Source organism: Microbacterium sp. 2RAF4 (assembly GCF_052115285.1).
Classification (GTDB): Bacteria; Actinomycetota; Actinomycetes; order Actinomycetales; family Microbacteriaceae; genus Microbacterium; species Microbacterium oxydans.
On record NZ_JBFRGI010000004.1, the window covers coordinates 100,293 to 125,496 of the forward strand.

At 66.2% G+C, this 25,204-nt stretch carries 25 protein-coding genes and 2 tRNA genes; 22 read left to right on the forward strand and 5 right to left on the reverse strand.

Annotation, left to right across the window (positions count from 1 at the left end; translation table 11 throughout):
- Positions 1 to 15 precede the first annotated feature (15 nt).
- Entirely contained in the window at positions 16 to 2,622 is a 2,607-nt protein-coding gene (locus AB4070_RS16035; protein ID WP_441980975.1) for a family 78 glycoside hydrolase catalytic domain, read from the reverse strand.
- Positions 2,623 to 2,674: 52 nt separating this feature from the next.
- Positions 2,675 to 3,382: a potassium channel family protein gene (locus AB4070_RS16040; protein ID WP_441980976.1), complete on the reverse strand. Its 708-nt coding sequence runs from the start codon at positions 3,380 to 3,382 to the stop codon at positions 2,675 to 2,677.
- A 159-nt stretch (positions 3,383 to 3,541) separates the two neighbouring features.
- On the opposite strand from AB4070_RS16040, the gene AB4070_RS16045 reads away from it, so the two are divergent.
- From AB4070_RS16045 to AB4070_RS16075, 7 genes are all read left to right on the forward strand, one after another.
- A tRNA-Ser gene (locus tag AB4070_RS16045) sits at positions 3,542 to 3,630 on the forward strand.
- Positions 3,631 to 3,705: 75 nt separating this feature from the next.
- The gene (locus tag AB4070_RS16050; RefSeq protein ID WP_441980977.1) at positions 3,706 to 4,380 is read left to right on the forward strand and encodes a haloacid dehalogenase type II; all 675 of its coding nucleotides are present in this window, start codon (positions 3,706 to 3,708) and stop codon (positions 4,378 to 4,380) included.
- A 69-nt stretch (positions 4,381 to 4,449) separates the two neighbouring features.
- Positions 4,450 to 6,072 (forward strand): sodium-dependent transporter, encoded by a 1,623-nt coding sequence (locus AB4070_RS16055; protein WP_441980978.1) that lies wholly within the window; start codon positions 4,450 to 4,452, stop codon positions 6,070 to 6,072.
- Complete coding sequence (locus AB4070_RS16060; protein ID WP_282846293.1) at positions 6,069 to 6,203, forward strand: methionine/alanine import family NSS transporter small subunit; 135 nt, start codon at positions 6,069 to 6,071, stop codon at positions 6,201 to 6,203. Before AB4070_RS16055 ends, AB4070_RS16060 begins: the two co-directional genes overlap by 4 nt.
- Positions 6,204 to 6,296: 93 nt before the next feature.
- Entirely contained in the window at positions 6,297 to 7,163 is an 867-nt protein-coding gene (locus AB4070_RS16065; RefSeq protein ID WP_441980979.1) for an AraC family transcriptional regulator, read from the forward strand.
- Between the two features lie 84 nt (positions 7,164 to 7,247).
- Positions 7,248 to 7,883, forward strand: a complete 636-nt coding sequence (locus AB4070_RS16070; protein ID WP_441980980.1) for a GyrI-like domain-containing protein — start codon at positions 7,248 to 7,250, stop codon at positions 7,881 to 7,883.
- An 88-nt stretch (positions 7,884 to 7,971) separates the two neighbouring features.
- Entirely contained in the window at positions 7,972 to 8,772 is an 801-nt protein-coding gene (locus tag AB4070_RS16075; protein ID WP_441980981.1) for a DUF1206 domain-containing protein, read from the forward strand.
- 21 nt (positions 8,773 to 8,793) lie between these two features.
- Here the strand turns inward: AB4070_RS16075 and AB4070_RS16080 are convergent, their stop codons facing one another.
- Positions 8,794 to 9,441 carry a LysE family translocator gene (locus AB4070_RS16080; RefSeq protein ID WP_441980982.1) on the reverse strand — a complete coding sequence of 216 codons (648 nt, stop codon included), beginning with the start codon at positions 9,439 to 9,441 and terminating at the stop codon, positions 8,794 to 8,796.
- 76 nt (positions 9,442 to 9,517) lie between these two features.
- Positions 9,518 to 9,925, reverse strand: a complete 408-nt coding sequence (locus AB4070_RS16085) for a nuclear transport factor 2 family protein (RefSeq protein ID WP_441980983.1) — start codon at positions 9,923 to 9,925, stop codon at positions 9,518 to 9,520.
- A gap of 90 nt (positions 9,926 to 10,015) precedes the next feature.
- On the opposite strand from AB4070_RS16085, the gene AB4070_RS16090 reads away from it, so the two are divergent.
- The 8 genes from AB4070_RS16090 to AB4070_RS16125 all read left to right on the forward strand — a co-directional run bounded on the left by AB4070_RS16090 (position 10,016) and on the right by AB4070_RS16125 (position 15,831).
- A complete protein-coding gene (locus AB4070_RS16090) occupies positions 10,016 to 10,396 on the forward strand; it encodes a winged helix-turn-helix transcriptional regulator (protein ID WP_441980984.1) in 381 nt (126 codons plus the stop codon).
- Positions 10,397 to 10,439: 43 nt separating this feature from the next.
- Positions 10,440 to 11,747 carry an aminotransferase class V-fold PLP-dependent enzyme gene (locus AB4070_RS16095; RefSeq protein WP_441980985.1) on the forward strand — a complete coding sequence of 436 codons (1,308 nt, stop codon included), beginning with the start codon at positions 10,440 to 10,442 and terminating at the stop codon, positions 11,745 to 11,747.
- On the forward strand, positions 11,744 to 12,178 hold the full coding sequence (gene sufU, locus AB4070_RS16100; protein WP_058631507.1) for a Fe-S cluster assembly sulfur transfer protein SufU: 435 nt from the start codon (positions 11,744 to 11,746) through the stop codon (positions 12,176 to 12,178). Before AB4070_RS16095 ends, sufU begins: the two co-directional genes overlap by 4 nt.
- A 16-nt stretch (positions 12,179 to 12,194) precedes the next feature.
- Entirely contained in the window at positions 12,195 to 13,136 is a 942-nt protein-coding gene (locus AB4070_RS16105; RefSeq protein WP_441980986.1) for a GNAT family N-acetyltransferase, read from the forward strand.
- 56 nt (positions 13,137 to 13,192) lie between these two features.
- Complete coding sequence (locus AB4070_RS16110; protein WP_441980987.1) at positions 13,193 to 13,834, forward strand: NADPH-dependent F420 reductase; 642 nt, start codon at positions 13,193 to 13,195, stop codon at positions 13,832 to 13,834.
- Between the two features lie 114 nt (positions 13,835 to 13,948).
- Positions 13,949 to 14,614, forward strand: coding sequence for a GntR family transcriptional regulator (locus tag AB4070_RS16115; protein ID WP_441980988.1), 666 nt, complete (start codon positions 13,949 to 13,951; stop codon positions 14,612 to 14,614).
- 144 nt (positions 14,615 to 14,758) lie between these two features.
- Positions 14,759 to 14,971, forward strand: coding sequence for a hypothetical protein (locus AB4070_RS16120; RefSeq protein WP_441980989.1), 213 nt, complete (start codon positions 14,759 to 14,761; stop codon positions 14,969 to 14,971).
- Positions 14,971 to 15,831 carry a hypothetical protein gene (locus AB4070_RS16125; protein WP_441980990.1) on the forward strand — a complete coding sequence of 287 codons (861 nt, stop codon included), beginning with the start codon at positions 14,971 to 14,973 and terminating at the stop codon, positions 15,829 to 15,831. The genes AB4070_RS16120 and AB4070_RS16125 overlap by 1 nt, the downstream gene beginning before the upstream one ends.
- A 20-nt stretch (positions 15,832 to 15,851) precedes the next feature.
- Here the strand turns inward: AB4070_RS16125 and AB4070_RS16130 are convergent, their stop codons facing one another.
- Complete coding sequence (locus tag AB4070_RS16130; protein WP_441980991.1) at positions 15,852 to 16,691, reverse strand: SDR family NAD(P)-dependent oxidoreductase; 840 nt, start codon at positions 16,689 to 16,691, stop codon at positions 15,852 to 15,854.
- A 129-nt stretch (positions 16,692 to 16,820) separates the two neighbouring features.
- Between AB4070_RS16130 and AB4070_RS16135 the strand changes: the two genes are divergently transcribed.
- The 7 genes from AB4070_RS16135 to AB4070_RS16165 all read left to right on the forward strand — a co-directional run bounded on the left by AB4070_RS16135 (position 16,821) and on the right by AB4070_RS16165 (position 24,607).
- Positions 16,821 to 17,405, forward strand: coding sequence for an asparagine synthase (locus AB4070_RS16135; RefSeq protein ID WP_441980992.1), 585 nt, complete (start codon positions 16,821 to 16,823; stop codon positions 17,403 to 17,405).
- A 64-nt stretch (positions 17,406 to 17,469) separates the two neighbouring features.
- Positions 17,470 to 17,542, forward strand: a tRNA-Arg gene (locus AB4070_RS16140).
- Between the two features lie 532 nt (positions 17,543 to 18,074).
- Entirely contained in the window at positions 18,075 to 19,682 is a 1,608-nt protein-coding gene (locus AB4070_RS16145) for a hypothetical protein (RefSeq protein WP_441980993.1), read from the forward strand.
- Positions 19,683 to 20,951: 1,269 nt separating this feature from the next.
- A complete protein-coding gene (locus AB4070_RS16150) occupies positions 20,952 to 21,848 on the forward strand; it encodes a nucleotidyltransferase domain-containing protein (RefSeq protein WP_441980994.1) in 897 nt (298 codons plus the stop codon).
- Positions 21,849 to 22,502, forward strand: a complete 654-nt coding sequence (locus tag AB4070_RS16155) for a hypothetical protein (RefSeq protein WP_441980995.1) — start codon at positions 21,849 to 21,851, stop codon at positions 22,500 to 22,502.
- Between the two features lie 2 nt (positions 22,503 to 22,504).
- Complete coding sequence (locus AB4070_RS16160; protein WP_441980996.1) at positions 22,505 to 23,635, forward strand: DUF4365 domain-containing protein; 1,131 nt, start codon at positions 22,505 to 22,507, stop codon at positions 23,633 to 23,635.
- A 177-nt stretch (positions 23,636 to 23,812) separates the two neighbouring features.
- Positions 23,813 to 24,607 carry a hypothetical protein gene (locus tag AB4070_RS16165; RefSeq protein ID WP_441980997.1) on the forward strand — a complete coding sequence of 265 codons (795 nt, stop codon included), beginning with the start codon at positions 23,813 to 23,815 and terminating at the stop codon, positions 24,605 to 24,607.
- Positions 24,608 to 25,204: the final 597 nt, after the last annotated feature.

The following is a 25,204-nucleotide window of genomic DNA, read 5'->3' on the forward strand; positions in this document are numbered from 1 at the left end:
CCTGCGATCAAGCTGTCATGGCGCCAACCACACCGTCCGCGTGTGGGAGCCGTGGCCGAGTTCCTCGGCGGCGGTTCCTGGCAGTTCGAGTTCCGCGGTCGCGCCGACCGGGACCACGACGTCGACGTGCAGCCGGTCATCGTCGATACGCCATGAGATCGACGTGACTCCGTAGGGAGTGCGCTGCGTCGCTGAGGCATGCGTCAACCCGCCACCCGGTCGGGGCGCGAAGCGGATGCGGTGGTAGCCCGGTTCCGCGGCGGCGAGCCCTGCGACGCTGCGGTGCAGCCAATCGGCGACGGCGCCCAACGCGTAGTGGTTGAACGACGTCATGGTGCCGGGGTTCACCGTGCCGTCGGGGAGCATCGCATCCCAGCGCTCCCAGACCGTGGTCGCTCCCTGCACGACCTGATACAGCCACGACGGGCAGCCTTGCTCGAGCAGCAGGTCGTATGCGGTGTCGGCATGGCCGGTCATGGTGAGGGCGTCGCAGACCAGCGGTGTGCCGACGAAGCCGGTCGCGATGCGGTTGCCCGCCTCTCGCACCAGGTCGGCGAGACGCACCCCCGCTGTTGCGCGCTGGCTGTCGTCGTCGAGCAACGCGAACACGATGGCGAGGGCGTACGCGGTCTGAGCGTCCGAGGTCATCGTGCCGTCGGCTCGGACGTAGGCCGCGCGGAAGGCGGCGGCGACCTCGGCGGCGAGAGTGGCATAGCGCGCAGCCTCTGCGGGGCGCCCGAGCACGCCAGCCATGTCCGCGACCGCTCTGGCCGATCGGGCGAAGTAGGCTGTGGCCACGAGGTACCGATCCGTGCGGCCGGCTCCGGGATCCTGCGGGGGAGCGGCGGGATCGAGCCAGTCGCCGAGCTGGAACCCCTCGTCCCACAGTCGGTCGGGGCCGGCCAGGGAATCGATCTTGTCGACCCATCGTCGTGCGCTCTCGAACTGGGTCGCCAGCACGCCGGTGTCGCCGAAGTGCTCGTACAGGGTCCAGGGCAGCAGCGTGGCGACGTCGCCCCAGGCGGCACCTGCCCTGGCCGGGGACCAGACCTTGTGCGACGGGATCACCGGCACGAACCAGGGCACCGTGCCGTCGGGCAGCTGATCGGCCTCGACGTCTCTGAGCCATCCGGACAGCATCCCCGAGACGTCGAAGAGTGTCGACGCGGTCGGGCCGAACACCTGCACGTCGCCCGTCCAGCCCACGCGCTCGTCGCGCTGCGGGCAGTCGGTGGGGATGTCGACGAAGTTCCCCCGCATGCCCCAGACCACGTTGCGGTGCAGCTGCTCGACCAGCGGATCGGAGCACGTGAACCATCCGGTGCGCTCGAGGTCGGTGTGGAGCACGCGGGCGACGAGTGCGCCGGCTGCGGCATCCGCGTCGAGCTCGCCCGGCCAGCCGGAGACCTCGACGTAGCGGAAGCCGTGGAACGTGAAGCGGGGCTCCCATTCCTCGCCGCCCTGATGTCCGGCCAGCGTGTAGGAATCGCTCGACCGGGCGCTGCGCAGCGGGCGCGTGTAGATCTCGCCCTCCTGCAGAACCTCCGCGGTGCGCAGCGTCACGGTGGCACCGCGGGGGCCTGCGACGCGGATGCGGACCCTGCCGACGAGGTTCTGCCCGAAGTCGAGGATGCGCGCGCCGCTCGGTGAGGTGAGCACGGCGATCGGAGCGACCTCCTCCGTCACCCGCACGGGCGGGCCGGTCGGGGCGACCAGGGTTCGCGGGTCGCGTTCGCGCACGGCTACAGGGAACCAGCCGGTGTCGTCGAACGGCGCGCTGGTCCACCCGGGGTGCTCGTGACGCGCGTCGTAGTCCTCGCCGTCGTAGATGCCGGAACGGAGGATGGGGGAGAGCGCAGCCCTCCACGAGTCGTCGGTCGCGATCGTCTCGCGCCGTCCGTCCACGTAGACGACCTCCAACTGGCCGAGGAACGACAGGTCGCTGCCGAAGACGTTTCGATACCCGCCGCGCCAGCCCAGACGACCGCGGTACCAGCCGTCGCCGAGCCAGGCGCCGAGCGCGTTCTCACCGTCGACGAGCAGGGCGGTCACGTCGTAGGTGTAGTACCGCAGGCGTTCGCGGTAGGTCGTCCATCCGGGTGAGAGCGTGTCGGAGCCGACGCGGACCCCGTTGATCTCCGCCTCGTACAAGCCGTGCGCCGTGGCGTAGAGCCGGGCGCCGGCGATCTCGCCCTCGATGCGGAAGCCGCGTCGAACGAGTGTCGCACGGCGGGCATCGCTCTCCGGATCCTCATCGAGGTCGACCCCTACCGGACGCGCCGACCAGTCGTCTGCCCGGAGGAGCCCGGCCTCGAGCCAGGTCTCCGGGCTGTCGGCGGACCAGCTGCCGTCGCCGCCCCGCACCGACACGCGCACGCCGACGCGCTCGCGCGAGTCGAGGGCGTCGAAGGGCCAGGGCACCAGGACCTGTCCGTCGGACGTCACCTCGACCCGTTCCTCGACCCGGTCCTCGCCACCGCCGCGCACCACCGTGACGGCGTAGGACTGCTGTCGCCAGTCGTCGGGGACGTCTGTGATGGTCCAGCTCAGACGCGGGCGGCTCTCGCCGATGCCGAGCGGCTCCCTGTGGTGCTCGATGCGTGGCGCGGAGACGGTGGTCATGTGCTTCTTCCTGTCCCTGCGGCTCTTCGGATGTCGATGCGCTGTCGCTGGTTCACTCGGACGGCGCCGGGGTGCGCTTGGCGCTGGCGCCCCGCATGATGCGGGCGACGGCGGTGATGAGGAACAGCTGTCCCGTGATCCCCTCGGCGATCGCGACCGCCTGCCCTCCGGTTCCGGCCGGGACGATGTTGCCGTAGCCCGTCGTCGTCAGGGCCGTGAACGAGAAGAACAGCTGGTTTCCGAGCGACTCCGCGGTCGTGTCGCCGAACAGGGGAGTGGGAGACAGCTGCGACATCAGGTTGTACACGAACGCGAAGAACATCCCGACCAGGATGTACGCAGTGACCGCGGCCAGGAGCGCTTCGAAGTCGAGCCCGCGGCGGGTGACCTGGTGCGCGATGATGACCCACGGCGCCACGAGGAGCGCGAGCATCGAGGCGGCGGACAGCGGGATGGCCAAGAGCGGGCCATCGAGGCCGAGAGCGCCGGCGATGACCGCGGCGAGACCGGCCGCGGAGAGCACCACCCATGAGACGCGCTGCGCCAGCCGCGTCGCTCCGGTCACGTAGAAGACCACGGCGACGGTCGCCAGCATCGGCAGGAAGGCCCACGGGCTCGGGTCGGTGCTCGGCTGCATCGCGCACAGTCCGTACGAGACGACGAGGAGCACGAGGACGATCCCGTACCCGGCTGCGCGTCGGCTCCACAGGCCGCTGGAAGGCGAGGAGTCGGTCCCGTGCGCGGTCAGCTTCTCGGTCATGGCGTCCCTCCGGATCAGCGGCTGGCGATGTCCGCGATCTGCGGTCAGTATCCCAGGCGGACGAAGACGAGGAGGGACGACCGGCCGGGCGCGGTTCGTGTCCGCTCGCCGGACCCGTTATGATGGCTAGGTGCATCCGTGCTTTCGGGTCGGATGCCTGGAGACGTCGCATAGTCCGGCCGAGTGCACCACCCTGCTAAGGTGGAGTCCCCTCACGGGGACCAGGGGTTCAAATCCCCTCGTCTCCGCAGAAGAACCCCCGCTCCGGCGGGGGTTTTCTCGTTCCCGGCCCCGACGCTCGCGCGTCGGGGCAGACTCGAATCATGCTTCGCGACATCACCACGATCGTCTTCGACGTGCTGGGCACCCTGGTCGATGAGCCGGGAGGGCTCCGTACCGCCATCGAAGAGGCGGGCGGCTCTCCCCGTGATTCCGATGACCTCCTCGGCGTCTGGCAACGTCATATCGAAGGCGAGCAGCGCCGGATCGCACGGGGTGAGCGCGACTACGTCGCTTCCGGGATCCTGGATCGGGAGGCGGCGACGCGGGTGGCGCAGGCCGCGGGGATCACGGATGCCGCGACCATCGATCGCCTCGCCACCGTGACGCAGCGTCTTCCCGCCTGGCCGGATTCACGCGATGGCGTCGCGCGACTCGCGGCCCGGTTCCGGGTGCTCGGGCTGTCGAACGCGGACCCGGAGTCATTGCACGCGCTCGGGGAGCACGCCGGTCTGCCATGGCACGGGGCGCTCTCTGCGGACACCGTCGAGGCCTACAAGCCCTCACCGCGGGTATACCGACTCGCAGTGGAGGAGTCAGGTGGCGACCCGGGGAGCGTGCTCATGGTCGCCGCTCACGCCTGGGATCTCAGAGGCGCCGGAGTCGTGGGGATGAGGACTGCGTACGTACCGCGTCCGGCGGGGGATCCGCCCGCAGACACCGACGCCTTCGACGGGCGCTTCCCCAGCCTGGCCGAGCTGGCGGACGAGTTGGCCTGAAGGGGCGGGATCGTCTCGTGTCTGTGTCCAACCCGACGTTCGACTCAGCCCTCGGGTAGCCTCGTCCGCATGGCCACCGCAGCGACGCAGACCCACAGACGCGAAGCCTTCGGCTCGCGCAACGTGTTCATCCTCTCGGCGATCGGTTCAGCGGTCGGCCTCGGGAACATCTGGCGGTTCCCCTACGTCGCCTATGAGGGCGGCGGCGGGGCGTTCCTCATCCCGTACCTGTGCGCGCTGCTCACCGCCGGCATCCCGCTGCTGTTCTTCGACTATGCGATCGGTCATCGATACCGCGGATCGGCTCCTCTCGCGTTCCGTCGTCTGCACCGTGCTGCCGAGCCTCTCGGATGGTGGCAGGTGCTCATCTGCGTCGTCATCGCCGTCTACTACGCCGTGATCATCGCCTGGGCGGCCATGTACACCTGGTTCTCGGCCCAGCTCACCTGGGGCGCGGGCAACGAGAACGACTTCTTCTTCATCGACTTCCTGCGCTCAGCGGACGTGGCCGAAGTCGGCGTCTCGACCGACTTCGTCCCGCAGGTCGGCATCCCCCTCGTGGTCGTGTGGCTCGTCGTCATCGTCATCATGGCGCTGGGCGTGAAGCGCGGCATCGGCAGGGCGAACATGATCCTGATGCCGTTGCTCACGGTGATGTTCGCGATCCTCGTGGTGCAGTCGCTGTTCCTCCCCGGTGCGATGGACGGTCTCAACGCCTTCTTCACCCCGAACTGGGAGGCGCTCGCCGACCCGGGCGTCTGGGCCTCCGCCTACGGGCACATCTTCTTCTCGCTGTCGGTCGCGTTCGGCATCATGGTGACCTACTCCTCGTACCTCAAGCGCAAGACCGACCTGACCGGTTCGGGGCTCGTCGTCGCCTTCGCGAACTCGGGCTTCGAGATCCTCGCCGGCATCGGTGTCTTCGCGGCCCTCGGCTTCATGGCACAGGCGCAGGGGACCGAGGTGGCGGGAGTCGCGTCGTCCGGCATCGGATTGGCGTTCATCGCGTTCCCGACGATCGTGTCGCAGGCGACGGGCGGATCGATCATCGGCGTCCTGTTCTTCGGAGCGCTGGTGTTCGCCGGAGTCACCTCGCTCATCTCCATCCTCGAGGTGATCGTCGCCGCCCTGCAGGACAAGCTGGGCTGGGCGCGCGTGCGCACGACACTGACCGTGGCGATCCCGCTCGCTATCGTCTCGATGGCGCTGTTCTCGACGACGACGGCGCTCTCGGTCCTCGATACGGTCGACGCGTTCGTCAACTCCTTCGGCATCATGGCGGTCGCCCTGGTGGCCGTGATCATCGTGGCCTGGTTGCTGCACAAGCTGCCGGTCCTGGCTGAGCACCTCAACCGTCGCTCGAGCTTCCGGGTGGGCACGATCTGGAAGCTGCTCGTGGGCGTGCTGGCGCCCGTCGTGCTCGGGTACCTCTTCATCAGCGAGCTCATCGCGAAGACGTCCGAGCCGTACAGCGGCTATCCGGCCTGGTTCCTCGCCGTCTTCGGATGGGGCATGGTCATCGCGCTCGTGGTGCTGGCCCTGATCCTGTCGGCGCTGCCGTGGAGCGGCCGTTCCCACGCGAAGGACGATCCCGAGTACGACGAGTTCCTCGTGGAGGAGAAGTACGAGCCGGATGCGGAGACGTCCGCGATCCCGGCGGTGGGTGCCACGACGAAGGGAGCGGGCGCATGACTCCGGCGGCAATCATCATGATGATCATCGCGATGGTCACCGTCTGGGGTGGTCTGGTCGCCGGGATCGTGAACCTGGCGCGTCACCCCGAGGAGTCGGAGACGGAGCCGGCGCCTCCCGTCGAGCTCTGACCGGGCGTCGACCGCGAACCGACCGCATCCGACCGGAGAAGTCGGGTGGGCGTATGCGGCGCGCAGCGACGATGGTGGGGAAAGGAGGACCTCATGATCGGCACGCTGAACGCCCTGGTCGACCTCGTCGACGCTCACGGTGTCGCGGAGGAGATCGACGTCGACACGTTCGCCCGCGAGCACGGCACGACGGAGTACCACCTGCGTCGGATGTTCTCGGCGCTGGCGGGGATGCCGCTCTCGGAGTACGTGCGTCGTCGCCGGATGACGCACGCGGGAGCGGAACTCGCCGCCGGCGCTCCGAACCTGCTCGACGTGGCCGTGCGCCACGGATACGGCTCGGTCGAGGCGTTCGCTCGCGCATTCCGCGCGGTGCACGGCATCGGACCGGCCGACGCGCGCCGTGACGGGGGTCCTCTCCGTACACAACCCACACTCCGGTTCCGCCTGAGCGTGGAAGGGAGCATCCCCATGCACGTCACCATCACCCACCGGCCAGCGCTCCTGCTCGTCGGCCACGCCGTCGAGGTTCCGCTGATCCACGAGGGCGCCAATCCGCACATCCAGGCGCACATCGCGGCCATCCCGCCCGAGGAGCATGGGCGGCTCAAGGCCATCGGCGATGCCGAGCCCTCGGGGATCCTGGCCGTCACGGCAGACGTCGAACCCGACGCCCCGGAAGGATCTTTGCTGACCTATCTGCACGGAGTCTCGGTGCAGAGCACGACACCGGTCCCGGAGGACCTCGACGTGCTTCCGGTCGAAGAGGGATCGTGGGCGGTCTTCGCCGCCGGCGGTCCCTTCCCCGCCACTCTGCAGACGCTGTGGGCGGCCACGGCGACGGAGTGGTTCCCGTCGAACCCGTGGCGGCTGCGACCCGGGCCGTCGATCGTGCGCTACCTCGAGTTCAGCGGCGACTCCGCGTCGTGCGAGCTCTGGCTTCCGGTCGAGCCGGCCTGAGGGCGACGGGGTGGGCACGCGCGAGTGCCCACCCCGTGTCCGTGGCTCGTGCGACACTGAGCGCACGATCCGGGGAGGCACGTGATGGCAGCGATCGATCCGAAGAAGACACTCGACGCGTACCGGGCGAAGCGGGGCGAGTTCCGCGTCGTCGAGGTGCCGCCCCTGCAGTACCTGATGATCGACGGAGCAGGAGATCCGAACACGGCGCCCGCCTACCGGGAGGCCGTGTCGGCGCTATTCCCCCTGGCATACGCGCTGAAGTTCGCGAGTCGGAACGACCTCGGCATCGACACCGTCGTCATGCCGCTCGAGGGGCTCTGGCATGCGCCCGACATGGAGTCGTTCACCTCACGCCGCGACAAGTCGGCGTGGATGTGGACGATGATGATCATGGTCGGCGATCACGTGACCCCTGCGATGTTCGCGGCGGCCGTCGAGTCGGTGTCGCAGAAGGCTGCGAAGAAGCAGGAGCCGATCCCCGCGCTCGACTCCGTGCGGCTGCAGATCCTCGACGAGGGCAGCTGCGTGCAGACACTTCACGTCGGACCGTTCGACGACGAAGGACCGGTGCTCGACGAGCTGCATCACCGCGTCATCCCCGACAACGGGTTGCAGATGCGGGGGCTCCATCATGAGATCTACCTGAGCGACCTGCGCCGTGCCGATCCGGCGAAGCTGCGCACCATCCTGCGGCAGCCGGTCATGCCGCGCGCCTGAGCGACAGGCTGGGGCGACGGGCCGGAGCGACAGGCGAGGCGAAATCAAGCCCCTCGGCGAGGTTCCGCACGACGGATACGCTTCAAAGATGAGCACGGTCAAGAACGCGGCACGCGTCGCCAAGAGGTCGTCGACGTTCCGACGGACCGCCCGTGCCGGCTTCGTCGTCCTCGGCCTCATCCACGTCATCATCGGATCGGTGGCGATCTCCATCGCGGCGGGCGCCTCGGGCGACGCCGACCAGGACGGGGCCATGGAGCAGATCCGCCAGAGCCCGATCGGAGGGCTGCTGCTCGTGCTCGTGGCCGCCGGGTTGATCACGCTCGCCGTGTGGCAGATCGCCAGTGCCTTCCTCGCCGCAGATCCGGCCGAGACGAAGAAGTGGGGTCAGCGCGTCAAGCTGTTCGGCATCGCCGCCGCCTACCTCGTCGTCGGCGGCATGGCCCTGATCTACGCCGCGGGTGGCGATGCCGACTCCGAGACGGCGTCGAAGACCCTGAGCGCGGTGCTGCTGTCGGCGCCGGGCGGCGTGGCCCTGTTGGTCGTCGTGGGGCTCTCGGTCGTCGGGGTCGGGGTCGGGTTCATCGTCGGCGGCTTCACCCGCGGCTTCGAGAAGCTGCTCGACCTGCCATCGGGAGTCGCCCGCAGGGGCATCGTGACCCTGGGAGTGATCGGCTACTTCGGCAAGGGCATCGCCGTCGCCGTGACCGGGGTGCTCTTCGTCGTCGCCGCCGTCACGCAGGACCCGGAGAAGGGTGCGGGGCTCGATGCCGCCCTGCACAGTCTGCTCGACCTGCCCCTCGGCGGACTCGTCCTGGGTGCTGTCGGCGCGGGGTTCGCCGTCTACGGCGTCTTCTGTATCGCCAGGGCCCGGTACGCCAGGATGTGAGTTCGAGCGTTCACGCCGCGTTCACGCGGTGGCGGGCTTCTCGCTCCACACCAGCAGGAAAGCGCCGAGAGCGATCATCAACCCGCCGCCGGTCGCGCCCATAGCCTCGATGCGTCGGGGCGAGCGGCCGAACCAGTCACGCGCGGCGCTCGCCAGGAGCACCCATACGGCGTCGCAGCTCACGCCGATCACCACGACGATCACCCCGAGCAGGAACAGCTGCGCCGGCACCGATCCGGCATGCAGATCGACGAACTGCGGGAGGATCGCGAGGAAGAACGCGATGGACTTCGGGTTCGTGACGCCGACGACGAAACCCTCCCCGAGCAACCGCCACCCGGAGCGTCTGGTCCGCGCCGCGGCGATGGCATGCGCTGCCTCCTTCCGGTGTCGGATCGCCTGGATGCCGAGGAAGATCAGGTAGCCGGCGCCGAGCACCTTGACGATCGTGAACAGCACGACCGACTGCGCGATCACGGTGCCGACACCGAGAGCCACCGCGACGACGAGCACGATCGATCCGACTGCCGTGCCCAGGATGCTGAGGAATCCACCCATCCGGCCGAGCGCCATGGCTCGACCGATCGTGAAGAGCACGGTCGGTCCTGGGATGACGACCATGATGAACGCCGCGACGATGAAGGCGAGCAGTGTGTCCTGGGCGATCATGGGATGAGCTTAGAGCTGCGGACACCGGGCGGTCGAGGTCCACGACCGCCCGGTGTCGCTCGAATCGGGGGACGGATCAGGCCGTGCCCCAGAAGCGATCCTCCGCTTCCTGGTCCTCGCTCATCAGCCAGACCTCGACGATGCGGCCGTCGGCGACACGGAACACGTCGACACCGTGCTGATCGAGAACGTGCTGATCGAGGTCGTCCCGCCCCTGGCGCTGTGCGCGGAAGCGCACGGTGGCGGATACCAGGGCGCCGCTCTCGGTCGCCGAGTCCGTCTCGAGGGCGAAAGTGCCCTCGCTCAGCTGCATGAACCTGCCGAGGTGCGCGATGATCGCGTCGGGGCCGACGTGATCTCCTGACAGCTGGTTCGCTCCGGGCTGATGCCAGACGGCATCGGGGTGGAAGGTCGCAGACAGCGCCTCCATGTCCCCGGCGGCCATGGCCGCACCGTATTGCGCTACGACGTCGATCGCCGACATGATGCTCCTCCTCGATGGATCGGTACTGTGGAGCATCCAGCGTCTCGATCGTGGCGCGGTTACTTCAACGTCACCGGGAGGGAGCGGCCGATGTCGAGCACGTGGACGGTGTTCTCCTCCCGTTGTCCCTCTCGGGCATCGCTCGCCCGTATCGCGAACAAGTGGACCGCGATGATCGTCGTCCTCCTGCACGAACAGCCGCTGCGCTTCGGCGAGCTGCACACGCGGATGGACGGCATCACGAAGAAGGTCCTCATCGACACACTCCGAGCGCTCGAGCGCGACGGGATGCTGGAGCGCGCGGTCGGCGACGACGGTCACTCCCGCTATCTGCTGACGACACTGGGGCGGACCCTGCATGAGCCCCTTCAGGCGCTTCAGGTCTGGGCGGAGTCGCATGTCGAGGACGTACGTGACGCGCAGGACCGCTACGACGCGGCCGCCGACGCGAAGACTCTCGGCGGTTCCTGACCCGTCGCGCCCACCCCCGGTCCCCAGGTGGGAAAATGGAGGGATGAGCACTTCTCCCGGTCTCGACGTGATCGCCCCCCTCAACGACACCGAGGTGCGGCGCATCCGCGGGGACTTCCCGATCCTGGGGGCGCAGGTGCACGGGCGTCCGCTGGTGTATCTGGACTCCGGGGCGACGTCACAGCGACCGGTGGCTGTGCTCGACGCCGAGCGCGACTTCGCCACCTCGATGAACTCGGCCGTGCATCGCGGCGCCCACACGCTCGCCGCCGAGGCGACCGAGCTGTTCGAGGACGCCCGTACGGCCGTCGCCCGATTCGTGGGCGCGGACGACGACGAGATCGTCTGGACGTCCAATGCCACCGAGGCGATCAACCTCGTCGCGTACTCCCTCTCGAACGCATCGCTCGGGCGCGGCGGTGCGGCTGCGGAGCGCCTGCGGCTCCGAGAGGGCGACGAGATCGTCACCACGGAGATGGAGCATCACGCGAACCTCATCCCGTGGCAGGAGCTCGCGGCGCGCACCGGCTCCACGCTGAAGGTGATCCCCCTCGACGACGACGGCGCCCTGCGGCTCGACGTCGCAGCCGAGCTGATCACGGCCCGCACCAAGCTCGTCGCCTTCACGCACGTCTCCAACGTGCTGGGAGTGATCAACCCCGTGGAGCAGGTGGTCGCGCTCGCCCGTGAGGTCGGTGCGCTGACGCTGCTCGACGCCTGCCAGTCGGCACCGCATCTGCCCCTCGACGTGCGTGCTCTCGACGTCGACTTCGCCGTGCTGTCCGGACACAAGATGCTCGGACCCACCGGGATCGGTGCCCTCTACGGCCGCCGCGACGTGCTGGCTGCGATGCCGCCCTTCCTGACGGGCGGGTCGATGATCACGACGGTCACCACGACCGAAGCGGAGTACCTTCCGCCGCCGCAGCGTTTCGAGGCGGGCACGCAGCGGGTGTCGCAGGCGATCGCGCTCGCCGCAGCGGTCGGCTACCTGACCGAGGTCGGGATGCCGCGCATCGCCGCCCATGAGGCGGCCTTCGGTCGGCGACTCGTCGACGGTCTGAGCGCGATCGACGGGGTGCGCGTGCTCGGCGCCGGTATCGATCTGCCCCGCGTGGGACTGGCGAGCTTCGACGTCCAGGGCATCCACTCCCACGACGTGGGGCAGTTCCTCGACGATCTCGGCATCGCGGTGCGCGTCGGCCATCACTGCGCACAGCCGCTGCACCGCCGACTCGGCGTGACCTCGTCCACCAGGGCGAGCACCTATCTCTATACGACCGACTCGGAGGTGGATGCCGTGATCGAGGGCGTCGCCGGAGCCATCGACTTCTTCCGGAGGGGCGCATGAGCGACCTGCAGAACCTGTACCAGGAGCTGATCCTCGACCACTCGCGCACCCCGCACGGGTATGGGCTGCGAGAGGAGATCCCTGCGCAGTCGCACCAGCTGAACCCGACCTGTGGCGATGAGATCACCCTCCAGGTGCATCGCGGAGCCGACGGTGGCGTCGAGGCGATCGCCTGGGAGGGCCACGGCTGCGCGATCTCGCAGGCATCCGCCTCCCTGCTGGCAGAGCTCGCCGAGGGGCTCAGCGTCGAAGACCTCGAGGTGCGCATCGCCGCATTCCGCGAGGCGATGCGCTCCCGCGGGAAGATCGAACCCGATGAGGAGCTGCTCGGGGACGCGGCAGCCCTCGGTGGTGTGTCGAAGTACGTCGCACGCGTCAAGTGCGCCATGCTCGCCTGGGTCGCAGCGGAAGACGCGCTCACCCGCAGCTGAGGTGCAGGATGGACGCATGTCCGTGCACCTGATGCCGCTGCCCGCCGAACGCTTCGACGAATGGCGGGCCGCTGCGCGGAAGCGTCTCATCGACGGCAACAGGGTGTCGGACCGGCGCCCCGGCGTCGACGCGGTCGCCCACGTCGATCAGCTGTTCGGCGAGCTGTTCCCTGACTCCGCCGCGACCGCGACCGCGCGGGTCATGCGCGTGGTCGTCGACGCGGAAGGGGAGGTCGGGACGCTCCTGCTGATCTCGCGAGACGACAAGCTCTTCCTCCTCGACCTCGTGGTCGACGAGCCGTTCACCGACGCGCACAGCGACGATCTGCTCGCAGAGATCCTGCGGATCGCGCGAGAAGAGGGTGTCACGCAGGTCGGCATGCAGCTGTTCCCGCAGGACACGACCGGACGGGCGTTCGCGAGCGGACGAGGCTTCGAGGCGGCCTCCATCCAGATGGTGCTCGAACCGCTCCCGGTGCGCGACGTCGCTCCCCACGTCGATGTGTCGCCGATGACCCCGGAGCGCTTCCCGACGTTCGCCACCGCATCGGAGGAGGGGTTCGCGAACGACCTCGTCGAGTCCGGTCGCTACACCCCGGAGGAGGCAGTCGCCGAGTCGCATCGTCAGATGATCGCCGAGCTCCCCGACGGTCTCGACACCGCGGGACAGGAGCTCTTCACCGCCTCCGTCGACGGAACGGAGGTCGGCATCCTGTGGGTCGGCGTGCGTCAGCGCGAAGGTCGTCCTCACGTGTTCGTCATGGACATCGAGGTGGCCGCCGCGCACCGGCGCAGAGGGTACGGGCGCGAACTGATGCATGCCGTCGAGCGGGAAGCACGCCGGCTCGGCGCTGACTCGATCGGTCTGCACGTCTTCGGCTTCAACACGGGAGCGATCGACCTGTACGAGCAGCTGGGTTACCGTCGCACAGAGGAGAGCCTGCTCCGTGACGTCTGAGCCGTCGTCGGACGACTCGACGGGAATAGCCTCGAGCACCCGGCGTTGGTCCCGACATGACAACTCTCGGAATCATCGGTGCAGGACACATCGGCAGCCAGGTCGCACGCCTGGCGATCGCGAACGGGTACGACGTGGTGATCGCGAACTCGCGGGGACCGGAGACGCTCGCCGACCTCGTCGCCGAGCTCGGACCGAACGCGCGCGCCGCCACTGCGGAGGATGCAGCCGCCGCTGCGGACGTCGCGGTCGTCACGGTGCCGCTCCGCGCGATCGACGATCTGCCGGCAGAGCAGCTCGCGGGCAAGATCGTGCTCGACACGAACAACTACTACTTCGAGCGGGACGGGCACATCGACGCCCTCGACAAGGGGGAGACGACGACGTCGGAGCTGGTGCAGCGCGCTCTCCCGAACTCCAAGATCGCGAAGGCCTTCAACCACATCTTCGCCTCGGAGATCACGTCGGACGGTACTCCTGCCGGCACGCCGAACCGGCGGGCGCTGGCGACGGCCGGTGATGATGCGGAGGCTGTCGCCTTCGTGACCCGCTTCTACGACGAGGCGGGATTCGACACCGTCAACGTGGGTCCGCTCAGCGAGTCCTGGCGGGTCGAGCGCGACCGTCCGGCGTATGTGGTCCGCCAGAACGCGGAAGAGCTGACGGAGAACCTCGCACGCGCGAACCGTCTGCCCTGAGCGTCGATGCGGGCGAGGGGACGCATCCTCTCGCCCGCTCGTCGGAGCCCAGGGCCGCGGAGCCTTGGGATACCAAAAGTTGAGGAACACCGGCTGGGGTGCGAGAATGCCCAGATGGCGGGGGCTATAGCAGCAGGCGGGGAACTCGAGTCGGTGCGGGTCACGCGCATCCTTCGTGACGACATCATCCTCGGGCGCCGGAAACCGGGTGCGCGACTCGTCGAGCGGGACATCGCGGCGGAGCTGAACGTGTCCCGCCTTCCGGTCCGCGAAGCCATCCGCACGCTCGTCGCGGAGGGGATCGTGGTCGCCCGTCCTCGTACCTGGGCTGTCGTGCGGGAGTTCACGCACCGCGACATCCAGGACTTCGCAGAGGTGCGCGAGGCCATCGAGACGCTGATCTTCGTCTTCGCGGCGGAGCGGCACGACGAGGCGGGAATCGCCCGCATCCGCGCCGCGTACGAGCGCGAGCTCGCGGCCGCTCGTGCGGAGGATTCCGAGGCGGCGAGGATCGCTGCGGCGGAGTTCCACGAGGTCGCCGTCGAACTCGCCGCGAACGAGATGCTCGGAGAGCTGATCGCCGTCTTCCTCACCCGTCTGCGCTGGCTGTTCGGTCAGCACGACGACCTGCTCGCCATGGCGGATGAGCACCGCATCATCCTCGAGGCGATGGCGGAGCGCGATACGGAAGCGCTGCGTCGGATCGTGCCGGCGCACCTCGCCAGCGGCCAGTCCGCGGCGGAGCGGCGGCTTGCGGCGAACAGCGACCTGACGGTCTGAGCGCCGCGGGCCTTCGGCCTCCCACCGTTCGGGTCCTGCGGAGGCGCCTCCGGTTGTATATTGGGGCGATCGGAGTCGGTCCGGAACTGGTGCGCTGTCCTGGGGAGCGAGATGCGGAGTCTTGCTGTCGCGGTCGGATGCCTCTTGCTTCTCGGTGGGATCACAGTCGTCGCCATCGCTGATCAGGAGCGTCTGGAATCGATCGCCGCGGTCAAAGCGGAGATCGTCCGGATCGAACGTGCGCTGGAGGCGACGCGGGGCGACAACCTGGAGCTCGCCGCGCAGCTGACCGCGCTGCGCTCTCAGCTCGCGGAGCAGGACGCGCAGATCGCGGACACGACGGGCTTCCTGCCGTGATGCGTCGCACGCTGGCCGTAGCGCTCGCAGCCTCCGTCCTCCTCGTCTCGGGGATGGTCGGCAGGTCCGAAGGTCTCGAGCAGGAGAGGGCGTCCGCCGTCGCTGAGCTGACCGCCCTCACCGAGCAGTACCACGATGCCGGACAGCGCACCGACTATCTCGACGGCGCGGTCGACCGTGCGGAGCAGGACACCGCGGAGCGCGCCGCCGTCCTCGCCCAGCGTCCCGCCTTCCTCGCGGAGGTGCAGGCGCTCACCGTCGCCCTCAAGGGTGCGGAGGGGCGGGTGGACACGGCCGCGCACCGTGCTGCCGCGCTCTCGGCACAGCAGACCGTCGCCGCCGAGAAGGAGAACCCCGACACAGTCGCTGCGGCCACGGCGACCGTGCACGCGCTCACCGAGAAGGTCGGCACCGAGGTCGCCTCATGGCAGGCGGTTCAGAGCTCCGGCCCCGGTGGGCCGGCATGGTCGTCGAGCGGCCCTGACGGCTACGCGCGGGTGCGGGCGGCGCTCGACCTCGTCGGCGGCGGGGGCGTCGGGCTCTACGAATCGTCGTCCTGTGCGGGGGGAAACGCTCCGGCCTGCGCGAACAGCAACGGATACATCAAGTATCGTGCCGACATCGCGAACTGGGGCGCCGGCCGGCTGAACTGGGCGATGGCGCACGAGCTCGCGCACATCTATCAGTTCCGCGTGTGGGGCTCGCTCACGTCGTCCGGGGCCTATGGGTCGCTGTTCGGCGGCGATCCGGAATTCCTCGCCAACTGCATGGCCGTGGTGCGCGGGTATCCCGGATCGGTCGGCTGCAACGGGGATCAGCAGGCCTGGGCCTCTGGCATCTGGGTGGGCGTCGTCCGCTGAGGCGGTGCGCCTACTCGGCGTCAGGATATCGGCGTCGTGGTGTCGACCGCTTCACGCAGCGGCCGCCGCATCACACGCCAGTACGACGACGGCGCGAGACGGGTGAGCACATCGATGAGGCGCGCCTCGCGGCCGACCATCGTCCGCGCAGCCCGCCGTTCGGTCGCGCGGATGATCCGCGCCGCCGCGTCCGCGGGCTCGGTGTGGTACATCTCCGCCTGGGCGGCGGCGGCGCGGGCGGCGACCTTCGGATCGATCGCCGCGGCATAGCGGCCGTGCAGGATGATCCCGGTGCGCACCCCGGCCGGGTACACGGCGCCGACGCTCACGGAGGTGCCCTCCAGTTCGTGCCGCAGTGCCTCCGAGAAGGCGCGTACGGCGAACTTGCTCACCGCGTAGGGGATCCGTCCGGCGGGGGCGGCGAGGGCGTAGACGCTCGCCAGATGGGTGATGTGGGCGGCAGGGGTGGCGCGGAGCGCGGGGAGGAGCGCTTTGGTCACGGACACGGTGCCCCAGAGATTCACGTCGGTGAGCCAGCGCATCTCCTCCATCGTCAACTGGTCGATGTCGCCGAGCATGGAGGAGCCGGCGCACGTGATCAGCGCATTGATCCGCGGGTGCGACTCGGTGATGTCCGTGACGGCTGCGAAGACGGCGTCGTCGTCGCGGAGGTCGACGACGTGCGTGGTCACCCGTGCGTCGTGCAGCTCCTCGGCGATCCTCGCGAGAGCCGCGGTGTCGTGGTCGATCAGCGCGAGAGATGCTCCCTGGGCGGCGAGCTGTCGTGCGATCTCCGCGCCCATCCCGTTGGCGCCTCCGGTGATCACGGTGGTGCCCCCGGTGAGATCGAGGTGTTTCATGCGTCTCCTGCAGGGCGTGATCGGGGCGGGAACCCGCGGATGTCGGATGGGTGGGGCATGCTGATTCCGACCATTCTGGCCGACACCGGGCCGCATCGATACCGGTACGCTCAAGGAGAGGAGGTACCGGTGGGACGGACAGCGGATGCCATCGCCGAAGGCGTCGCGATCGCGACCGCTGCTGCGCGCCTGGCCGTCAAGAACCACATCCTCATCGGCACCATCGCCGAGGACGGCGTGTTCGACATGGACAAGTACATCGACGACGCACGTGAGGCGCTCCGTGCCATGGCCGAGGAGTCGGAAGAAGCCGCGGCCACCGTCACCGCCCTGCGCAAGCGGGCGAGGGGCCGGCACTCCGACCCGGTGGGAACGCACGACTACCGCGATCGCGATGTGCGCAACCTCCGCCGCCGGGCCAAGCAGTCGACCGGCGTCGCCGTGCGTCTGCGCGAGATCATGCAGGACCGGGATCAGCTCGCCGCCATCGTCGAGGAGGCGAGGAGCGCGGCCTGGGCCGACGTACGCCACAACCTCGACCGTCGACTGCGTGTCGAGGGGATGCGCCCCGACCAGGATCCCGACTACAACCGCATGCGCGAAGCCCGGATGCAGGCCCTTCGACTCGTCGACCTGCAGGCGCTCTCCTCGGAGCAGAGAGCCAAGGCCAAGAGACGGAAGAAGCAGCAGAAGGCCGCATCGACCGACGGCTGAGGCCTCGTTTCGCTTTCGCGTCGGGACTGTTGTAGGCTGTTCTACGGCCCGCTGAGCGGGCCGGGCGCCCGTAGCTCAATGGATAGAGCATCTGACTACGGATCAGAAGGTTAGGGGTTCGAGTCCCTTCGGGCGCACACTGTGTTGAGACAGTGAGAAACGGCCTCCACTTAGGTGGAGGCCGTTTCTGCGTTGTCGGGGGGCTGCGCACGCCAGGATGGATGCGTCGAGTGGGGCCTCGTTTGCTCCGCGCGACAGGCGCCGCAGAGTCTCACCGCTGCGGTAGTTCGAATGGGCGACCCTCACCGCTGCAGTCCCGGGACCGCGAGCTTGACGAAGTCGCGCCGACGTGAAGCTCACGTCCCGACTGGGTTCGACGGCATCCAAATGCGCGTAGGGCAGCTCGCACATGGTCGAGAACGTGGTGACCAGCCCGAGATGGCCGGTCGCGTCGGCGAGCGCGCCGAGCCAGATGCTTCGCGGACGGGCGGCGTGGTGGAGGAGCATTAACACCGGGACCGCATGGACAGATTATGACAAGGGTAGTTGGATCTATCGCTTGCAGGAACCTGTCGAACGCGAGCGTGCTCGATAGGCTCAGGCGGAGAACGCTCACAGACGCGGTGGTTTCCGCTCGTTGGTGTGCTGATACACAGAAAGGCGGCGCCGATGCACCTCCTATACGTTGTCGACTTCGATGTCGAGTCAGTGCGTGCGGACGACTCCGCCTTCGCGCAGCTACTTGACCATGTCGCGGAATGGCTGAGCCGAGGGTCGGAGGTTGCCTTTCTCGCGTCCGATCTGCGCGAGTCAGGGAGGGCGACGCTACCCCCGGTCGAGTTGAGGGATCTGGTCGTGTCGGACCGTGTTGCGGCATGGGAGTCGATCTCAGTAGGTGCAGATCGCGCGCTGAGGGTCTCGGTGCAGCAGACGCTGGATTCCGGAGTCGAACTCACAACCCGCGTCACCGCTAGCGAAGTTGCTGGCCGCGTGAACTTCCGTGTTGGCATCAGCAGGGAATATCTCGGGGGAGCGCTGACACCGGTTCGGAGCACGAGCGTCTTCCAGCCGGGCATCGTGGGGGCAGTTGTACGGGACGAATCGCTACGCCTCAGCATAGGAGGTCAGCACGTCGATGAACGCTTCCAGATGGTGCGGGATGCGGAGGAGATCGGCGCCCTGGTTGCCGCGTTGAAGTCGCCGTCACGCCTCCCGATCCTGTTGGTGCACAGCAGGTCGACGGAGACCCGAGACGCTGCTTTCGTCGCAGCCAGCAAGCTCATTGGGCTCGCGAGGATCGTCACGCTCACCTACTCGACTCGCGAGGCGATCCAAGCCGCCATCCCCGGGCTTCAGATACCTTTCGGTGGCGCCCGACTCGTGTGGTCCGATCTTGCGGCGCCCGGCATCGACGTGACCGCGGCGCAGGTAGAGGCTGCTGCAGACCGCGAGGTGCTTCGCAATCGTCTGATGCCGAGACTGGCTCCCGTCGCGGCGCTTACCCGCGGTGTTGACGAGGGGTGGCGGCGCGCCCGTCAGAAGGTCCAGCGGGCCGCGCGTGCTGACGCCGATGCGCGCGTTCGTCTTGCTCAAGAGGCAGCGGATATTGGCGCCGAGCGAGATGCTTTGCTTGCGCAGGTGGCGATCTTGGACGCCGACCTCAACGAAGCTCAGGATCTGGCGGAGTCGTACGCCCACGACGTTGAGGCCCTCAAAGCGCGCGCCGATATAGCGGAAGATCTGCAGGCACAGGTGGACTACTGGAAGGGGCAATACCTCGCGCAGTATGAGCTGGTCGAGGAAGCCGAGACAGACCCGTGGGAGAAGATCGTTCCTTTGGAGGAGTCGTCCGACCCCGCGGATACCTTTCTAGGGCTCACGGACGCGAGTGACTTTCGTATCGTCTTCACCGAAGCGGCCGAGCGCTCCTGGAAGAAGATCGCGTATCCCGATCCCACCGATATGACTGAGGCGCTGATCGCGTTGGCACGGGCGGCGCACAGGCTCTACAGCGACGATCCAGGTTCAATCGGGCACATCGACGACTGGTTCAAGCAGAACTTTGGTCTGAACGTCTCGACCGCCGACGACACAATCGAAAAGAACAAGTCGCTGCGCTACTTCGAGTTTGACGGCAAACGACGCGACCAGGTGCCCCACGTCAAGGTGCGCGACGCAGTCAAGCCGAACGAGGTCGGGCGAATCCACTTCGCGTTTGACAAGGGTGGACGGCGACTCATTGTGAACCACGTCGCTCTGAAGCTTTACGGAATTTAGCGGCGTAGGAGGGCATCTTCCTGAGCGCTCAGCTAAGGATGTTTAGAGCGGAGCAGAACGCTTCCTCGGCGAACGCAGACGCTATCTGATCATCGCCTGGCATCCGCCAATAACGTGGCAAATTGCACGCCACTCATGGCGCCGACTCCGGTCGTCTCCAGCTGGAGGAGAGCGCCACTCGCGAAGGTGCCAGTCGTAAAGAGTAGTTGGATTGTGGCGTCAAATGGGCGTAGTTGAAGGCCTTGCCACATGTGGATGGCACCGCCCATTCGCGCCAGTTCGACGGAACCGACAGTTCACGGATGTGAGCCGCCCGGATCGAACGATCTGGATACTGCATCGCCTGGTTGACCAGCCACAGCCCTACCCGTCTGTCGAGGCCGCCGTGGGGCGTACCGTTATCGAGGCGGCCCGTCAGTTCAAGTCGTCCATAGAAGTCGATGCCGCCACCGTCACGCCTCGGGGAGGTCTGAGGTTCCACGCATCCCATGAGTTGCGGTACGGCCGTGCAGGCGTGATCGAATTCGGTAGGCGATAGCGCGCGAAGTGCCGAATGGATTGCGGAGATATGAAGGCGGTTGGATTGGATCCGCCGCTCCTGCGCGGACAAACTCGGATCGCCTGCAGACAGGCCAGGAGCATACTCACCTTCGCTGCCATAAATCTCAAGCGTCAATGCCTCTCCGGCGTTCGAAGCAAGCGTCTGCGCGTCGATGATCAGAACGCGAACCTGTTCGACGAGCGTCTCTGCGAGCTCAGAAGCCCCGTCGAGATCACGGGCATGTCCAGCTTGCAGCAGTTCGGTTGCAATCAGGTCATGTAGAAGGCGAGGGCATCGTTTGGTGTGCCGATTGGGTGATGAGCGCGAAGACTCGCTGCGTGCTATGCCTCGTCATTTGCGTCATCGTCCTGCGAAACCGCGTGAGCTTTGATGATCCATACGGCTCTGCACCGAAGACTCCCGAGGACAGCCAAGGGATCGGAGTCGAGTGACTCGATCGTGTCTGAGCCCATCTCATTCAGCGAGGACAGTGCAGACTTTGCATTGGGCAGCCACCGTGCGGAACGCACATCTGCTCGCACGACCGCGAGCGCATCGCTGAAACTCTGATCGTCGTCCTTAAGTGCGATGAGAGTACCATCGCGCATCCAAGATGAGCTCCAGCTCGCGGATTTCGCTATAGCTATGAATCTCGGGCGATTCTGCGCACTCTTGACGTGTCGGAGGTCCCTGTCATAATCAGGGGCAGAAAGCGAGGAGTGCTGGGGATGACAGCTCTAGAGAACAAGCTGACGGGATGGACGGGACCGTCGAGCGCAACCGAACAAGACAAGCAAGACCGCACGGAGCGGATGATCCGGGAGGCGATCAACGCGCATCCGGCATTTCAGACCCTGTCGCGGAAGGTATACGCCAAGGGTTCTTACGCCAACAACACGAACGTTCGGTCCGACAGCGACGTCGACATCGCTGTCGAGTGCACCAACTTGTTTTACTATGACAAGACCTCGCCCGACCTCGGAACGTCGGTCACCCCCTATTCGGGCGAGTGGGGCGATCCGCAGACCCTTCGGAACGAGCTCATTGCCGCACTTCGCGCCAAGTTCGGCTCTGACGTTGATACGTCAGGATCGACTGCGATCCAGGTTCACTCAAGTTCGGCGCGTGTCGAGGCAGATGTCGTTCCGTGCTTCGAGTACCGCTACTACTACTCGGCTTCAAGCTGGATCGAAGGCGCTCGGGTCTACAAGACCGACGGCTCGCACGTAGAGAACTACTCGGCGCGTCAGCTCACGAATGGCCGCAACAAGAACAGCCGCACGAATCAGGCCTACAAGAAGACAGTACGAATTCTGAAGCGTCTGGAGAACGCCATGGTCTCCGACGGGACACATCGCGAAGTCCCGTCTTTCTTCATCGAGTGTCTCGTCTACAACTGTCCCGACTCGTCTTTCACCGCCGCTACGTGGACGGCGACGGTCGAGGGCGTACTTGCCCACATCTACAACGAGCTTGACGGTGATGAACCCACGAACGACAGCGACCGCTGGCTCGAGGTCAACGAGACCAAGTTCCTGTTCCACTACGAGCAGAAGTGGACGCGGGAGGACGCGCGTGACTTCGCCTATGCGGGATGGAACTATCTCGGGTTCGGAGACGCCTAGATGGGTCGCCCTACCGCACTTGTTCGCACCATCACCCTGATCGTTTCGGCGATCTACTCGATCATTCTGTTCATGCTCGGCTTTGAGCTACCGGGTTGGTGGCGCTTCGTCGTCTCGTTCCTGCCTGCCATAACCGTTGCCGGCGTCGTCGCATGGGATCTCTGGCTCTGGCATCTGCCTGGAGTGCAAAGGCTCGTTCGTCGTCCCGATGTGCGCGGGCTCTGGAGGGTGACGCTCACTCCTCACCTGGATTCACACATTCCGGAAGGCGGCAACCGAGGACCGATCGCAGGGTTCCTTGAGGTCACGCAATCATTCTGGGCGGTACATCTCCGCCTCTACACGGATCAGAGCGCGAGCAAGAGCACCGCAACCACCTGGCTCCCGGCATACGAGAGCTCTGTCGACAACCTGACCTTCACCTACGACAACATCCCGAAAATGTCGGAGTCGCATCGGAGCATGCGCAGCGCAGGCGCCTGCAATCTCAATCCCACATCACTCAAGCCCGAAGAAGTCGAAGGGACTTACTTCACGGACCGCCTCACCAAGGGTGACATGGTCCTGACGTTGGTTGATCGCACGTCCGGGTACCCCTCCTTCGCTGCAGCCACCAAGCATGCGGAGAAAGCAGACGAGAAGGAGACCGCGTAGCTGTGCCGCAGATCAGCGATGATGACGTTCTGGAACAGAGCTACATGGCGAAGCTCCGCAGCATCCTCACGAAAGAGGGTGTGCTCGTCGAGTATCCCGTTGACCGCGCGGTGATTGATGTAGGGATCCATCTCTGGATCGACGTCGAGGGCAAGAAGGAAGTAATCGGTCCACGCGTCTGGTTTCAGGCCAAGGGCTTTCACGACACAACCGTGACGAAAGACGATTACGACGCTGCCGAAACGATCACCACACCATCGCTCGAGCTGGATCATGTTCGCGCCTGGTACAACGCTCCCGAACCCGTATATCTTGCACTCTACGTCGAGGCGGCGGAAGAGTTCCTAGCCGTTGACGTTCGAGACTATGTCGACCGAAGTGGCGGCCTGGTCAAGCTTTCGGCGCAGAAAACGACCACGTTCAAGATCTCTAAGCAGCAGACTTTGGAGCGTGTGATCGAACAGATGCCACGACATCGCTCGATGCGCGTCGACGGCCCGGCGTGGCGAGGGCGCCCGCTCGGACATGGTATCGATCCGCTACGGAGCGCCCTTGCTCCCATGCAGCCGGCGCTGTTCGTCGAGGTCGTGCGTGAGCTCCTTTCGGCGCATGACTTTCGCCCCGTCGCGCCAGTGAACGAGCTGAGCTTGGATACCCCGACGATCCTCCGAGGGACAATGCATCTCACGTATGAGTGGGTCCTGCCTATAACGACGGAGTTCGGGTTCAACGATGGATCCGAGTTTCGAATTGAAGGTTCGCCTCTTCATGCCCAAGGCGATCTACTGGTGGTCGTCGATCCGACTGGAACGGCATCACCGGATTCTCTCGATGTCCACATCGTCGCGCTCGCTGAGAGCACTGCCATCACTCGTGTGCTCGTCATGTCCAACGGCAACTTCGCTCCCGCTCAGTTCGGCCAATGGTTCGGCGGCTTCCGAGACCGCGGATTACGGTGCGAGCCGCAGGATCTCGGCAGCCTCACATTCAACGTACTGACGACGACGAACGTCTTCGTGGGTTTTCACGACCGTCTCGCTTTCACATACGTCAACTATCTATCGGTTCGGGCTCACGCTAGACCGCTCTGCCCTGAGGATCATAGTGAACCGTCCCCTGTTAACGGGATTTGAGTCCTTCAAGGTACTTAGGTTCGGTACGTGCCTTGGGCGCTGTTCCTCTAGAGGTGGAATGTACCGACGGTAACGATTCTGGACAGGTTTGACGTGTCGTACGCCCCTGTCATAATCAGGAGCAGCTATGAAAAGACGGTACCGAACCTACAGATTGAATGACCGACGGAGGGCACTGTGAGAATCCTCTCGCTTGATTTTGATCCGCTCTTCGGAGACGACGACGATACTCGGGACACCTTCGGCAGTGACGTAAGCGTGTTCGACTACGACGTGGTGATCTGGGATCCAGCTCGAAGCATGGAGAACTACCCCAGTTTCAATTCGTACCAGGGCCTACCGAGCCTCTCAGATGGGCAGTCGGCCAATATGAAGGCTGATGTTCAGCGGAGGCGTGCGGAGTTCACTGACTTCGTGAACAGTGGTCGGACCCTCATCATCATTATCGGCCCTCCGCAACCGGTGTACGTTGCGACAGGCGAGGTGCAGACGTCGGGGACAGGACGCAATGCAGCCAGAACGAGGATGGTGGCGAAGCTCGACATCACGTCTGCGATTCCGGTCAAGGGCACTTCGTTCGTGCGCGCGAGCGGTGATCGCATCGAGTCTGTCGGAAGCGGTCCCGTTCAGAGCCATCTTCGGAAGTATGCAAAGAGTCTTCGTTATGCAGCCACGATGGATCAACCCCCTGGAAGTGTGATCGCACGAGTTCAGGGGACCGAACGTGCCGTCGCAGCGGTCGTCAAGCCACGAGGCGGAGGCACGCTTGCGCTACTTCCTGCTACGACCTTCGAGGGCAGGTGGGATGGCGAAGGCGAGAAGCAGATCTGGCCCAAGGAGGCTGCCCCTTTTCTCGAAGGTCTGCTCGATGCGTTGACTGAGCTAGACGGAAACGCCGAGATCGATCGACCCGCCTGGGCTGATCGTTTCGCAACCGATAGGCAAATCACTGGAGACCTAATCAAAAACTAAGTCTCGGTCACGCTTGACCTCCAGCCTCGGAGGTCCATAGTGCGGACCGTCCCCATGGCGAGATTAACGGATATCACCCGCCTGGTGACACATCAAGAGCTTCGTTCCGTGCGGCTTAAGGACTCGGCTCCATTCGCTCTCCTGAGTGCGAGTGAGCAATGGGGGCTCCAAGGATACTTCGTTCCTGGACACAATCTCGCCGACGACCAGCTTCTCGCCTACCGTCGTGAAGTCTAGCCGGTGAGGTACTCATGAATAGCGCATGAAGGAAGTACCACTGGCAGCGTATCGGGAACGCTCGCACAGTCCGGCGCTTGGAGCGAAACGCAGTCGGAACTACGCCGTGACGGTGTTCTCGCTCGTGCACCCAGAGATCGACCCACAGAAAGATCATGCGTGCAGTGATGTCCGCGCTCGAAGACCATCAGAAAGCAACGGGCGGAAAGCAGCCGCGTCGACGCCACTAACCGGCGATGCCGCGGGATCGGAGCTCAGCGGGCGCCGTCCGGGCGTCGTAGCCAACAGCGATCGCGATCTTGCGAAACGAGACGCCTTCGGCATACAGCTCTGCCGCACGAGTCAACACCTGTTCACTCA